At 39.6% G+C, this 14,279-nt stretch carries 10 protein-coding genes; 8 read left to right on the top strand and 2 right to left on the bottom strand.

Annotation, left to right across the window (positions count from 1 at the left end):
- Positions 1-313: 313 nt before the first annotated feature.
- From KO529_RS10665 to KO529_RS10640, 6 genes are all read left to right on the top strand, one after another.
- Entirely contained in the window at positions 314-1,576 is a 1,263-nt protein-coding gene (locus KO529_RS10665; RefSeq protein ID WP_252734370.1) for an alginate export family protein, read from the top strand.
- Between the two features lie 230 nt (positions 1,577-1,806).
- Complete coding sequence (nirK, locus tag KO529_RS10660) at positions 1,807-3,213, top strand: copper-containing nitrite reductase (RefSeq protein WP_247095030.1); 1,407 nt, start codon at positions 1,807-1,809, stop codon at positions 3,211-3,213.
- A 20-nt stretch (positions 3,214-3,233) separates the two neighbouring features.
- A complete protein-coding gene (locus tag KO529_RS10655; RefSeq protein ID WP_436835199.1) occupies positions 3,234-4,037 on the top strand; it encodes a formylglycine-generating enzyme family protein in 804 nt (267 codons plus the stop codon).
- Between the two features lie 4 nt (positions 4,038-4,041).
- Positions 4,042-4,746, top strand: a complete 705-nt coding sequence (locus KO529_RS10650; RefSeq protein WP_252734369.1) for an SCO family protein — start codon at positions 4,042-4,044, stop codon at positions 4,744-4,746.
- A 216-nt stretch (positions 4,747-4,962) separates the two neighbouring features.
- Complete coding sequence (gene mfd / locus KO529_RS10645) at positions 4,963-8,346, top strand: transcription-repair coupling factor (protein ID WP_436835198.1); 3,384 nt, start codon at positions 4,963-4,965, stop codon at positions 8,344-8,346.
- A gap of 14 nt (positions 8,347-8,360) precedes the next feature.
- The gene (locus KO529_RS10640) at positions 8,361-9,692 is read left to right on the top strand and encodes a redoxin domain-containing protein (protein ID WP_215947867.1); all 1,332 of its coding nucleotides are present in this window, start codon (positions 8,361-8,363) and stop codon (positions 9,690-9,692) included.
- An 88-nt stretch (positions 9,693-9,780) separates the two neighbouring features.
- Here the strand turns inward: KO529_RS10640 and KO529_RS10635 are convergent, their stop codons facing one another.
- Positions 9,781-10,440: an aspartate kinase gene (locus tag KO529_RS10635; RefSeq protein WP_031442049.1), complete on the bottom strand. Its 660-nt coding sequence runs from the start codon at positions 10,438-10,440 to the stop codon at positions 9,781-9,783.
- 51 nt (positions 10,441-10,491) lie between these two features.
- A complete protein-coding gene (locus tag KO529_RS10630; protein ID WP_215947866.1) occupies positions 10,492-10,851 on the bottom strand; it encodes a YraN family protein in 360 nt (119 codons plus the stop codon).
- 191 nt (positions 10,852-11,042) lie between these two features.
- Here KO529_RS10630 and KO529_RS10625 point away from each other — a divergent pair, with 191 nt between their 5' ends.
- Positions 11,043-12,551, top strand: coding sequence for a DUF1800 domain-containing protein (locus KO529_RS10625; RefSeq protein WP_215947865.1), 1,509 nt, complete (start codon positions 11,043-11,045; stop codon positions 12,549-12,551).
- Positions 12,552-12,562: 11 nt separating this feature from the next.
- Positions 12,563-14,278 carry a DUF1501 domain-containing protein gene (locus KO529_RS10620; protein ID WP_215947864.1) on the top strand — a complete coding sequence of 572 codons (1,716 nt, stop codon included), beginning with the start codon at positions 12,563-12,565 and terminating at the stop codon, positions 14,276-14,278.
- The last annotated feature ends 1 nt before the right edge of the window (position 14,279 follow it).

Below are 14,279 nucleotides of genomic sequence, written 5' to 3'. Positions count from 1 at the left end.
TTGGGTGGAATTCATTTCTATAAATCATCATTTTTATTGTGAGTATTTCACTCAATCCTTATTTGCAGGCTTCAATATCGTGAACTTTTCCGAAATAAATAGGTCGTATTTTAAGGAATTTACATAATTGGGCGCAAGTAAATATAGAATTGCAAGATCATAAATATATGTACCCCCAGTAATGAACCAAAATGTGCAAGGGCGAGTTTCAAAAAGTGAAGTAAGTATTTCAACTTATTCTATATGACAAATATCATATTCCACTAAAGATAACCTACTGAATTTTGCCTGCGAAAAATCAACCAAATTAGTCATGAAACTGAAGAAACCCTTTAAAGTTCTTTTTTTTATCCTTTTATCCACGCAAGTAAAGGCGCAGTTGGCAATAGATGCCGAATTACGACCTAGGTTCGAATATAGACATGGTTTTAAAACCTTATTCCCTAATAATGAAGACCCTGCGGTCTTTGTTTCTCAACGGACCAGACTGAATACCAATTATGAAATTGACAGACTGTCCTTCTACCTAAGTCTACAGGACGTCCGGATCTGGGGAGATGTTCCTCAACTTAACAGCTCGGATAAAAATGGGGTCGGAATACATCAGGCTTGGGGGAAAATTAAGCTAGATCCAACTTTTTTCCTAAAAGTGGGACGACAAGAAATTATTTATGACGACCACCGAATTTTTGGAGATGTGGGTTGGGCCCAGCAAGCCAGAAGTCACGATGCCGCCCGCGTGGAATACAACAATGCCGGCTTAAAAATTGATCTGGGATTCGCATTTAACCAAAGTGATGAAAACTTAACCGGAAATACTTTGACCACCCCAGGAACTTATAAAAGCATTCAATATCTATGGGCACATAACGAATGGAACAAATTCTCCGCAAGCTTTCTTTTCTTAAACAATGGTTTGCAATTTATTGATGATATCAATTCCAATAACAACCAAACCAGGTATAGCCAAACCCTTGGAACCCATTTAAATTATAAGGCGAATAATTTGAAATTGACATCAAACCTTTATTACCAATTTGGAAAGGATATTGCCAATAATGACCTAAATGCATATCTAATATCCTTAGAGGGAAACTATAAAATTGCTGCTAAATCCACTCTGGGACTTGGGGTAGAACTCATCAGCGGTAATGACAATGGATCACCTTCCAACCAGGAAAATAAAGCTTTTACCCCCCTTTATGGAACCAATCATAAGTTTAACGGACTTATGGATTATTTCTATGTTGGCAACCACACTAACAGCGTAGGGCTTTTGGATATTTATGCCAATGCCAAGGTGGCGTTAAATGAAAAATCCAATGTAAATATTGCTCTTCACAACTTTTCAGCCGCAGCAGAAATAGGTCCAAACAGCGAAAAACAATTGGGGACTGAACTAGATATCGTTTACGCCTATAAACTTCAAAAAGAAATTGGCATCAGTGGCGGTTATTCGCATCTTTTTGCCTCTCAAGGCATGGAAACTATAAAAGGAAACTTCGATGGGAATATTAATAATTGGGGTTGGATAATGTTGACTATAAACCCTATTTTATTTTCAAATAAGGAATAATCCTAAGAAAAACCTAACCCAAGAATAGAGTGGCAACGCAAAATTAATTTTTTTTTAGACATAAATAGAAAATATGACAAGTGTCATGTTTTTGTAGCATTGCCAAAACTATTTTTGCCTGAATAAAAGACCAAAACGTCCTTTATTTTTTCAACAAGCAACCTAAACAAATTATTATGAATTCAAAATTGACAAAAAAAATATTCCTCTCCCTAATTATGGCTGTAGGAATGGGCAGTCTTATCCTCTCATGTGCAAAAAAGGAAAAGATAGTTTATGAAAGCACAGCTGATATTCCTGCAAATCGTGAAATGATTGCCGAATTAACATCCCCTCCCAACGTACCCACTCCTGTTGGTAAAAGAAAGGCCAAATTACTTAAGGTAGACATGGAGATCCTGGAGCAGGAGGGAGAAATGACCAACGGAGTGCGATATGTATATTGGACTTTTGGAGGTACCGTACCAGGCAGTTTTATAAGAACAAGGGTTGGCGATGAAGTTGAATTTCACCTAAAAAATCACCCTGAAAATAAATTGCCCCACAATATCGACTTACATGCAGTTACCGGTCCAGGAGGAGGTGCAGAGTCTTCTTTTGTAGCACCAGGTCACGAAAAGGTTTTTTCGTTTAAAACCCTTAATCCTGGACTTTATGTGTACCACTGTGCCACCGCTCCCGTAGGTATGCATATAGCCAACGGTATGTACGGATTAATATTGGTAGAACCAGAAGGAGGCTTGCCCTTGGTAGATAAGGAATATTACATTATGCAGGGCGATTTTTACACCAAAGGTGCCAATGGAGAAAGAGGTTTACAACCTTTTGATATGCAAAAAGCAGTTGATGAAAAGGCAGATTATGTAGTTTTCAATGGTAAGATGGGAGCCTTGACCGGGGATAATGCCATTACCGCAAACGTAGGCGAAACAGTGCGATTGTTCGTTGGGAACGGTGGACCAAACCTGGTATCTTCCTTTCATGTTATTGGTGAAATATTCGACAAAGTACATGTAGAAGGCGGGGATATGATCAATGAAAATGTGCAAACTACCTTAATCCCAGCCGGTGGGGCCGCCATAGTAGAATTTAAGGTAGATGTTCCCGGAACGTTTATCCTAGTAGACCATTCCATTTTCAGAGCTTTTAATAAAGGAGCATTGGGAATGTTGAAAGTACAGGGCGAAAAAAATAAGACTATCTATTCTGGAGAACTGGAAGATGGAATCTACTTGCCCGAAGGAAGTGGTATACAAAAAATGCCTTCAACCAATGGCGTAGTAGAATCTGAAATTCCTGCCAAATCAATGGAGGAAAAGATGGAATTTGGAAAAGCAACCTATATGCAGACCTGTTTTGCCTGCCACCAAGCAGAAGGCCAGGGTATTGCAAATGCATTTCCTCCGTTGGCAAAATCGGACTACCTAAATGCCGATGTTAATCGCGCTATAGATATAGTATTGCACGGAAAAACGGGTGAAATAACAGTGAACGGACAAAAATATAACAGTGTTATGACCGCGCAGACCTTGTCAGATGAAGAAGTGGCCAACGTACTGACTTATGTGTACAATAGTTGGGGCAATTCCAAAAAGGACGTAACTCCGGCCATGGTTAAAAGTGTAAGAAATAAATAACATAATTCCATAACAATAAAATGAACATAAGTCCCTTTTTTAAAGTAGCCTTTACACTGATTGCAATCATAGCAGTAAATATTGTTTCCGCCCAATCAGAGAATATGGTTACCGTAAAAGGAGGGACTTATATTCCACTTTACGGAGTAGATTCAACAGCTGTCACCGTAGATGCGTTTACAATGGACGTATACCCCGTAACCAACAAGGAGTATTTAAAGTTTGTACAGGAATATCCTGAATGGAAAAAAAGTAAGATCAAGCGACTATTTGCAGACGGTAATTACTTGGTGAATTGGGAGGGTGATGATTCCTATGGCAACCAGTTGGCCGGCGATGCAGCGGTTACCAACGTTTCTTGGTTTGCCGCCAAGAAATATTGCGAATGCCAAGGTAAAAGATTGCCAACCGTAGATGAATGGGAATACGCGGCAATGGCCGATCAAAATAGTCCCGACGCCCGTAAAAAAGAATCCTACAATCAGCTTATTCTGGACTGGTACGAAGCTCCAAAAACATTTAACAATTCTATAGGTTCCACTTTTAAAAATTACTGGGGAATTTATGACCTTCACGGCCTTGTATGGGAGTGGACAATGGACTTTAATTCCGTTCTAATTTCCGGTGAATCCAGAAAGGATGTGGACAAGGACAGTAATCTTTTTTGTGGAAGTGCTGCGGTAGGAGCATCGGACTTAATGAATTATGCCGCCTTTATGCGCTATGCCTTTAGAGGCAGTTTAAAAGCTAATTATGCCATACGAAATTTAGGATTCCGATGTGTGCAGACGAAAGGACCCAACAATAAAAACCTAACTTATTAAGGAAATGAAAAAAATTCTCAATGCCGGATTGTTATGCTTTTTGCTAATCAATCTTATAGGTTGCAATTCAAAAAATTCAACCAAAACAATAGCAGAAAAATACCAATGCCCCATGCATTGCGAGGGTGACAAGACCTATGACCAACCTGGTAAATGTGGCGTTTGTAAAATGGACCTGCAGCTTCTGGCCATGAACACCAAAAAGGAGGGTGAAATTTCTGAGCTATCCATTTATAATCTTCCGTCCAAATGGACCAATCAGAACAATGAGGAAATACAGTTGAAGGCGCTGAAAGGAGATGTATTGGTTATGGTCATGATCTATACTTCCTGTCAAACCGCTTGCCCTAGATTGGTCGCTGATATGCGAGGTATAGAAGAGCAAATCCCAGCCGATAAGAAAGATAAGGTCACCCTTGTCTTTGTTAGTATAGACCCTGAAACAGATACGCCACAACGTTTAAAAGAATTTGCAAAGGAAAACCAAATGGATTCGGAAAAATGGGTATTTCTAAGAGGTTCCGAAGGGGACACCCGTGAATTTTCGGCAGTACTGGCGGTAAACTACAAAAAAATATCCCCTATGGATTTTTCACATTCCAACATCATAAGCGTTTTTGACCAAGAAGGGGAATTGGCCTATCAACAAGAAGGCTTGGGAGTAAACAATAAGGAAACGGTTTCTAAAATTATAGAATTGGTGAATTAGATTAAATAGATTTTTTTTAATCACAACCGATCTCGTCGGGTGCAAGAATAATATATGCCCGTATATTTTTAGGAGACAACAACCTTTACTATTCATCAATATGCTTTTACATATGGTCTATCATAAATAATCTGATGATTAAATTTATCTATCCTTTGTGTATAGGTTATCCAAGCTTTATATTTGCAATAAAATTTACGGTTGACAAAATCTTCAATGTTACAACTGTTCGCACAGTCTCCCCAACTGGGAAAACTGAGGGCTACTATTGCCGATTTCCAAGATAACGCCTCTGCGACCTCAAAACCAAAAACGAATATCAAAGGATTAACAGGGTCTGCCCTGTCCTTCGTAATTGCAGAAATATTTCTCAAATCCGAGGCTCCATTTTTGTTTATTTTAAACGACAAGGAGGAAGCCGCCTACTATTTAAACGATCTGGAGCAGCTGCTAGGGGATAATGATGTGTTATTTTATCCAGGTAGTTATAGAAGGCCCTACCAGATTGAGGAAACGGACAATGCCAATGTGCTTTTGCGTGCAGAAGTACTTAACCGTATCAACTCCAGAAAAAAACCGGCGATCATAGTGACCTATGCCGATGCGCTTTTTGAAAAAGTGGTGACCAGAAAGGAACTGGAGAAAAATACCCTAAAAATTAAACTGGAGGATACCCTTTCCCTAGACTTTTTAAATGAGGTTTTGTTCGAATACAAATTTAAAAGGGTCGATTTTGTCACCGAACCAGGAGAATTTTCGGTTCGTGGTGGTATCATGGACGTATTTTCCTTTTCCCATGATGAACCTTATAGAATTGAATTTTTTGGAGACGAGGTAGACAGTATTAGAACCTTTGATGTGGAAACCCAGTTGTCTACACAAAAGGTTAAAAAGATCACCATCATTCCCAATGTGGAAAACAAGTTCCTGGACGAAAACCGGGAGAGCTTTCTAAAGTACATATCCCCAAACACCCTTATCTTTAGCAAGAACCTGAGTTTGCTATACGCTAGGTTGGATTCATTTTTTGAAAAAGCAGAAGAGGCATTTACCAAACTGTCCAAAGAAATAAAGCATGCGAAACCTCAGGAATTGTTTACCAATTCCGATTTATTAAAACATCAACTGGCCGATTTTGGCCTCGTAGAGATCGATGGAAACACCAAAGCTTCCAGTGATCCGGAAACCATAGTGTTCAACACAAAGCCTCAACCTTCATTTAACAAAAAGTTCGATTTGTTAATTGAAAACCTAAACGATAATTACAAAAACGGGTTTACCAATTATCTCTTTTGCGCAACCGACCAACAGGCCAAAAGGTTTCACGATATTTTTGATGAAGTAGGAAAGGAAGTCCATTATAAAACCGTTGTACTTCCATTATATCAGGGCTTTTTGGACAATGATTTAAAGATTGCCTGTTACACGGACCATCAGATCTTTGAGCGCTATCTAAAATTTCATTTAAAAAATGGCTACGCTAAAAAGCAGGCCATTACCTTAAAAGATCTGAACAAATTGGAAATTGGGGACTATGTTACCCATATAGACCACGGAATTGGAAAATTCGGCGGACTTCAAAAGATAGATGTTGAAGGAAAGAAACAGGAAGCTATAAAGCTAATGTATGGGGAAAGGGACATTCTTTACGTAAGCATACATTCATTGCACAAAATCTCCAAATTCAATGGAAAGGACGGGGCACCCCCAAAAATATATAAACTAGGTTCTGGCGCTTGGAAAAAAATCAAGGACAAGGCAAAATCGCGCGTTAAAAAAATTGCCTTCGACCTTATCCAACTTTATGCCAAGCGAAGATTGGAAAAAGGGTTTCAATATGGCCCGGACAGCTATCTACAACACGAGCTGGAGGCTTCCTTTATTTATGAAGACACTCCTGACCAAAGCAAGTCTACCGAAGACATCAAGAAAGACATGGAAAGTGAAAGACCCATGGACCGACTCGTTTGTGGGGATGTAGGTTTTGGCAAAACGGAAGTGGCCATAAGGGCTGCATTTAAAGCTGTAGACAACGGCAAACAGGTAGCCGTTTTGGTCCCTACTACTATTTTGGCCTTTCAGCACCACAGGACTTTTACGGAGCGTTTGAAAGATATGCCGGTTACCGTAGATTACGTAAATCGTTTTAGGACTGCCAAAGAGAAAAAAGAGACCTTGGAAAATCTAGCTGCTGGCAAGGTAGATATCATTATTGGTACCCATCAGTTGGTAAACAAGAACGTGAAGTTCAAGGACCTAGGCTTGTTGGTCGTGGATGAGGAACAAAAATTTGGCGTGTCGGTAAAAGACAAATTAAAATCCATTAAGGAAAATGTAGATGTCCTAACGCTTACCGCTACACCCATCCCAAGAACCCTTCAATTTAGTTTAATGGCTGCAAGGGATTTATCGGTCATCAATACCGCACCGCCCAATAGATACCCCATAGAAAGCGAGGTAATCCGTTTTAGCGAAGAGACCATTCGCGATGCCATAACCTACGAAATACAACGGGGTGGACAGGTCTTCTTTATCCATAATAGAATTGAAAATATTAAAGAAGTCGCCGGAATGATCCAAAGACTGGTGCCGGATGCCAAAATTGGTATTGGCCACGGGCAAATGGATGGCAAAAAATTGGAAACCCTTATGTTGGCCTTTATGAATGGTGAGTTCGATGTACTTATTTCTACCACCATTGTAGAAAGCGGTCTGGACGTTACCAATGCCAATACTATTTTCATTAACAATGCCAATAATTTTGGCCTAAGCGACCTCCATCAAATGAGGGGGCGTGTAGGGAGAAGCAATAAAAAGGCTTTCTGCTATTTTATTACCCCACCCTATGATGTTATGACCAATGATGCCAGGAAAAGAATTCAGGCTTTGGAACAATTTACGGATCTGGGCAGCGGTTTCAATATTGCCATGAAAGATTTGGAAATTAGGGGTGCCGGAGACTTATTGGGAGGTGAACAGAGTGGATTTATAAACGAAATTGGCTTTGATGCCTATCAGAAAATATTGGCCGAGGCCATAGACGAACTTAAGGAAAACGAATTTAAGGAGCTTTACGAAGAAGTTGGTGGCAAACCAAAGATCTTTGTCAAGGAAACCCAAATAGATTCCGATTTTGAATTGTTATTCCCTGATGATTACATCAACAATATCACCGAACGCTTAAACCTCTATACCGAGCTGAACCAGGTTTCCGAGGAAGAAGGATTACAAAAATTTGAGACGGAATTGATTGACAGATTTGGGGAACTCCCCACCCAGGCAGAAGATTTATTAAACTCGGTCCGCATCAAATGGATCGCAAATAGTATTGGCCTGGAGAAAATAGTGATGAAGAAGGGTAAAATGATCGGCTATTTTATAGCGGACCAGCAATCAGATTTTTACCAAAGCAGTTCCTTTACCGCCGTGTTGCAATTTGTACAAGCCCATCCCAACCTTGCCAAATTAAAAGAAAAGCAGACCCGTAACGGACTGCGACTGCTGTTGGTATTTGAGCATATAAATTCTATTGATAAAGCCTATAAATCCATTCAACCTTTCGATTCCCTTATCCCAAAACAGGGAATAACGGTTCCATAAAAAAACTACAGTTGATGCTATTAAAAAATACCCTATTACTTTTTACTCTTTGCTTCAATTTTATTTTGCAAGCCCAACATACCATTTCAGGAAATTTATCACCGGCCGACGATTACAAATGGCTGATTGCCTATAAATTGAATCCTGACCATCAGAATTACATTGCCGACACGGCTGTTAAGAACGGGGCTTTCTCGTTAAATTTTCCGGCCAATGCCCAGACGGGCATGTATAGACTCGTATATGCCGTACCACAGGAGGAATTTTATTTTGATTTTATCTATAATGGAAAGGAGGATATTGTTCTCTCCTTCGATTCCCAAAAAGGCCTATCTTTTATATCCTCCACTGAAAACCTCCTATATGCCAGGTATTTTAATGAAATACATAAACTGGAGAAACAAATTGCTCAATTTTATTCGGAAAAAAAGAAGGATCGCAACCTGCTTTTAAACCTCAACAAGAAGTTGGCCGCGGTGCAAAAATCATTCGAAACCCAATCACAAGGGATGCTCAGCGGACATTTCATTTCGGCAAACAGGCCCTATATTTCTTCGGGCTATGAGGATGTTGAAACCTATGTAAGGCATAAAAGAGAACATTATTTTGACGCCTTGGACTTTAACGATCACGTACTACTGGGATCCGACTTTTTAACGGACAAAGTAGTAAATTACGCATTTACGGCCCTGCCCCAACTTCAAATTCCCTCTAAGGAAAAAGAGCCTGTTATTATAGAAAATGTTAAGGAATTGGCACAACTATTGGAAAATGTAAGCGCCATCAATAAGGTGCAGTTATTCAATAGCCTATGGACAAAGGCATCCAACGATAATTTAAATATAGTGGCCGATTTTATTTACGATAATTATCTAAAATCCCTGGCAACCGAAACCAATAAATCCGAACTCTTAAAAAAGATCGAAACCCAAAATAGACTTCGTTTGGGGGCCGTAGCCCCGGAAATTACTTGGAATGAAGGTAGTAGCACCAAAAAACTTAGTAGCCTAACGGGGGCCAAGAATTATGTAATTGTATTTTGGAGCAGCACCTGTTCGCACTGTCTACAGCAACTTCCTGAATTTCATAAAGCCTTAAAGGATATTTCCAACACCAAGGTCCTGGCCATTGGCCTGGAAGACGATGATGTAACTTGGAAAAAGGAATCCGCAAAGCTATCAGGATTTATACACGGTATAGCTTTAGGAAAATGGGAAAGTCCGTATGCGGATATTTACGATATCCATCAAACCCCTACCTATTATATTTTGGACAATGAAAAGCGCATTGTTGCCAGGCCGGATGATTACCAAGAAGTTGTGAAATTCTTAAAAGGGAATAATTAACACTCTGCAATTGGAGACAATGCGTTTTCCTATTATCACGTTTACACATTGAAACATTGTTCCATTAACCAATTGCTACATTAGTGCATTACAATGTTTTAAGATCCTTAATAGTCTTAAAGGCCACATCTACCTGCTCATCGTTTACGATGATGGTAAATTCATTGGTGGTAGATATCACTTCGTATAGAACGATACCCTCCCATGCCAAGCGTTGAAAAATAAAATAATAGATACCAGGTACGGAAACGTTTTCCGCCGGCAACTTAACGGTAATAGAGGAGAGATTTTCAGCCTTTTGTGTGCACTTCTCGTTCTTAAACAACTCTTCCACTGCCTCGTCCAATATATTGCTGACAACGATATTAAGTTCGTTGACCCCTCTTGACGAGGTATAAAAAACATCCTTATTCCTATTTACCTCATTTAATAAAACAGTCTGATTTTCCAAAATGGATTCGGATACCAAAAAGGTAAAATCGGTCAATGATGACCTTACCGTGATTTCCCCTATATTTTTTAAAACCTTAATAATTTTATGGGTAGCACGGAACTCCAAATCATCGGAAAGTCGTTTTAAGGCCATTACAATAGCACCGTTGCGAATATCCTTCCCCAATTCACTTTCTATTTCCGGTTTTACTATTCTAGAAAGCGACGTTAAGTTTATAATACCCTGAGCTAAAGCACTTTGTAAAAATGGTTTCTTTTTAATGTAGTCTTCCACGACCGATGAAATAGTCTTCATTTCCTTAAACTTTTGGTAAAAATAACAATTTGTTACAAATAAAACAAATAATTAAAAGTGATAAAACGCATTTTCCATATGTTCTATGCTAAATTTTGACCCTTTTTTATGTATGGTAATGATATCGAACCTGGCCTCCACATCAAGATCCTTGCTAATAATATAATGATCGGCCGCTAAGACCAAGAGTTTTATTTTCTTCTCCGTAACCGTGTCGGCAATTGGTTGCATATAGTCGGAACTTCGCGATTTTACTTCTACAATGGCCAATATATCCCCTTTTCTCGCAATTATATCGATCTCTGCTTTCAAATACCTATAATTTCTATGAACTACCCTATAACCATTTTCAATTAAATAGTCGACCGCCAATTGCTCTCCCTTTTTCCCAAATTCGTTATGCTTTGCCATACCATTTCCAATCTATTTACCAAAAAACGTGCATTTTATCGAAAAACCTAACATACTGTCGTCCAAATTTCTATAAACCACGTAATTTGTTATGCATTCTAGCGAATTTTTTCTAAGAGCAATAATTTCTTATTAAAATCTGCGTTATGCAATGACCCCTTACTTGTAACCTATCAAATGCGGAATAAATTATGGAATTTTTCATAAACTGTAATACTTCTAGTTTGGCCCCCTATACCACCCCGTTGGATGGACAAAGGGCTCAACATCTATATAGAAGATTGGGTTTTAGCGCCTCCGTCCAAACTATTAATCAAGCTACTGGCCAAACCGCCGGCAATTTGGTTAATTCCCTTATTTCCGAAGCGCAAAATATGCCCCTCTTGGCTGCTCCACTCTGGGCAGACTGGAACAATAGCAATTATCCTGAAGACGATGACCTACGTGGACAAATGATAAGGTCTCAACAAGAAGAATTCAAGTTGGCCTATACCAACTCCTTACTTGATAATAACCTCCGAGATCGGCTTAGTTTTTTTTGGAGCAATCATTTTGTAACAGAACTGGACGTTTACAATTGCAACTCATTCCTTTATCATTATATCAACTGCCTACAGCGCAACGCTATTGGGAATTTTAAGACCTTTGTTAGCGAAATTGGCCTTACCAGTGCCATGCTCTACTATTTGGACGGTGTTTACAACAATGGTAACAACCCCAATGAGAATTATGCCCGTGAACTTTATGAGCTATTCACCTTAGGCGAAGGAAATGGATATACCGAACAGGATATCATTGAAACGGCCAAGGCCATTTCCGGATATGTTGAAAGGGGAGAACTCGGCTGTGAGCAAGTAGTTTTTGATCCTACCAAATTTAACACAGAGAATAAAACAATATTTGGAAGAACTGGAAATTGGGGATATGATGACGTCATAGATATTCTTTTTGAAGAAAGAGCCAACGAAATAGGCTATTTCATCTGTAAAAAATTGTACGAATTTTTTGTACACCCGGATGCCACGGATGAAGCCAACAATGCAAAGACCATTATTGATGGCTTAACGGCAACATTTATCAGCAATAATTTTGAAATGGCACCAGTTTTAAGCCAACTTTTTAAAAGTCAACACTTTTTTGACGATGAAGCCATAGGTGTAATCATTAAAAGTCCGTTCGATATTTATCTAAATCTGATAAACGAAACCGGCTTTGCCTATAACGACACTACTATTGGAAGTGCCATAAATTATAGTGGAATGCTGGGGCAAGACCTATTTGACCCTTTTGATGTTGCAGGATGGCAACGAAACAGGGATTGGATCAATACCAATTTTATGATTGGCCGTTGGCTTACCATGGAAACTATTGTAGATGGTTTTTACCAGGACAGTCCTGAGCAATTTAGGACATTTGCCATGGACGCCGTTGGACCAGGAAATAGCAATACAAGTAACCCGGAAATTGTTGTACGGGCTATTGTAGACAAAATTACACCCAAGGGATTGTTTACCCAACAGGATTTTGACAATGCCATGTCGGCATTTAAAATAGAAGATGTTCCTGAAGATTATTATGGCCCGGATTATATCCCTGGCGGACAATCGTTATGGATTTTAAGCGTAAGCCAAGAGGTTCCCTCACAGGTTCATCTACTTTTAAGACACCTTACCAGACAACCCGAATTTCAACTTAAATAAAACCGACCATTATGTGCGATACTCATCATAAATCACCCCATAAAGGCAAAGACCATGATGGTCACGATTTGGAACATAAGACATGGAGTCGACGTTCCTTTCTACAAGCCTTAGGTATTGCCGGTTCCGGATCCATGATGCTGGGCAGTAACTATCTAACAGCATCGGCCCCATCCCCTCTGACCTCGGCTATAGCCATGGCGGAAACCGATAATATTTTAATTTTAATTCGCTTGTCAGGAGGAAACGACGGACTTAGCACTATTATTCCAATAGAGCAGTACGACATCTATGCCAATGCACGTCCCAATATTTATCTGCCGGAAAGTAAAATATTAAGACTAACAGATGAATTTGGGGTACCTACCTATATGAAATCTTTGGAGCCCATGTGGGGCGAAGGCCAATTTAAAGCGGTACACGGTGTAGGTTATGAAGGCCAAAGCCTATCCCACTTTACCGGTTCGGATATTTTTGCCAATACCGACCTAAGTACTACAGGTTTCAGTGGAAGGGATACCGGTTGGATGGGAAGACATTTCGAACACCTATATCCGGATTATTTATCGGATTTTCCCGGTAGCCGACCAGAAGGCCCTGCCGCTATCCAAGTCGGAAACTATGGAAGTTTGGTTTTTGAAGGAGAAGAGACCAATTACGCCTTTGTAACCAACAATATAGATCAGTTGGAACAAATTGCGGAAACAGGACTGCAATATTCTATAGACGATTCTCTATTTGATAGTTGCATGTACAGTGATCAGATTAAATTTCTTAGAGGTGTATCCAACGTAACCAATGAATACGCAGGTACTATACACGAAGCTTATATGCGTGGCGCAAACCAAGTTGAGTATCAAAATAATGGTTTTGCCAGACAATTGGCATTATTGGCCAGATTGATCAAAGGAAACCTTGGCACCAAGGTCTACATGATCAGCATGGGAGGTTTTGATACCCACGGAAATCAACCTTTGGTACATGAACGCCTAATGACGCAACTGTCCATTGCCGTTGATAATTTCTATGATGACCTCGCCTTTACCCAGCAGGACGACAAGGTATTGAGCATGACTTTTTCCGAGTTCGGTAGAAGGATCTTCGAAAACGGATCCAATGGAACCGACCATGGAAAGGCTGCCCCTACCTTATTTTTTGGTTCTGGATTAAACGGAAGTGCTTTTGTGGGTGACCACCCCTCTTTGGACGAGCCAAATGGCAGAGGTAACCTGGAATACACAATGGACTTTAGAAACCTTTATGCCACCGTACTGGCAGAATGGCTATGTGTAGATATTCCCCTTGTGGAACAACATATCATGGACGGATATACGTATACCCCTGTAAACCTAGGCTTTAATTGTAGTGGAGTAGATTTCCCGGATATAGTTTATAGTGACGGTGAACCCACTCCTCCAACACCAACAGATCCTATTGAGGAAAATCCAAATCCGGATTTGATAAACGCCATTGTACACAAACCTTTTTACCCTACAGATTCAACACCGCACATTTACCTCGAAATGCCTTTTAGCGCCCATGTAAACATACAATTGTTTAACATTATGGGGCAATATTTGGGATCCGTATTTAATGAAATAATGTTGGAAGGGTCTACAGAAATAAACATCAGAGAGAACCTGTCCACTTATTTGGCGTCAGGAAAATATATTTATAGAATACAGGTTCAAAATCAAAATCTTAGTAAATCCATAATGGTAGCTTAAA

This window comes from Arenibacter algicola, assembly GCF_018860365.1.
GTDB classification, from domain to species: Bacteria; Bacteroidota; Bacteroidia; order Flavobacteriales; family Flavobacteriaceae; genus Arenibacter; species Arenibacter algicola_B.
The sequence above is the reverse complement of the archived record's forward strand: the minus strand, read 5'-3'. Positions and strand labels throughout refer to the sequence as shown.

Coding starts and splice junctions, on each gene's coding strand:
- mfd (WP_436835198.1), top strand. CDS start 4,963: ATGTTACAACTGTTCGCACAGTCTCCCCAACTGGGAAAACTGAGGGCT.
- KO529_RS10635 (WP_031442049.1), bottom strand. CDS start 10,440: ATGAAGACTATTTCATCGGTCGTGGAAGACTACATTAAAAAGAAACCA.
- KO529_RS10655 (WP_436835199.1), top strand. CDS start 3,234: ATGAACATAAGTCCCTTTTTTAAAGTAGCCTTTACACTGATTGCAATC.
- KO529_RS10650 (WP_252734369.1), top strand. CDS start 4,042: ATGAAAAAAATTCTCAATGCCGGATTGTTATGCTTTTTGCTAATCAAT.
- nirK (WP_247095030.1), top strand. CDS start 1,807: ATGGGCAGTCTTATCCTCTCATGTGCAAAAAAGGAAAAGATAGTTTAT.
- KO529_RS10625 (WP_215947865.1), top strand. CDS start 11,043: ATGGAATTTTTCATAAACTGTAATACTTCTAGTTTGGCCCCCTATACC.
- KO529_RS10620 (WP_215947864.1), top strand. CDS start 12,563: ATGTGCGATACTCATCATAAATCACCCCATAAAGGCAAAGACCATGAT.
- KO529_RS10665 (WP_252734370.1), top strand. CDS start 314: ATGAAACTGAAGAAACCCTTTAAAGTTCTTTTTTTTATCCTTTTATCC.
- KO529_RS10630 (WP_215947866.1), bottom strand. CDS start 10,851: ATGGCAAAGCATAACGAATTTGGGAAAAAGGGAGAGCAATTGGCGGTC.
- KO529_RS10640 (WP_215947867.1), top strand. CDS start 8,361: ATGCTATTAAAAAATACCCTATTACTTTTTACTCTTTGCTTCAATTTT.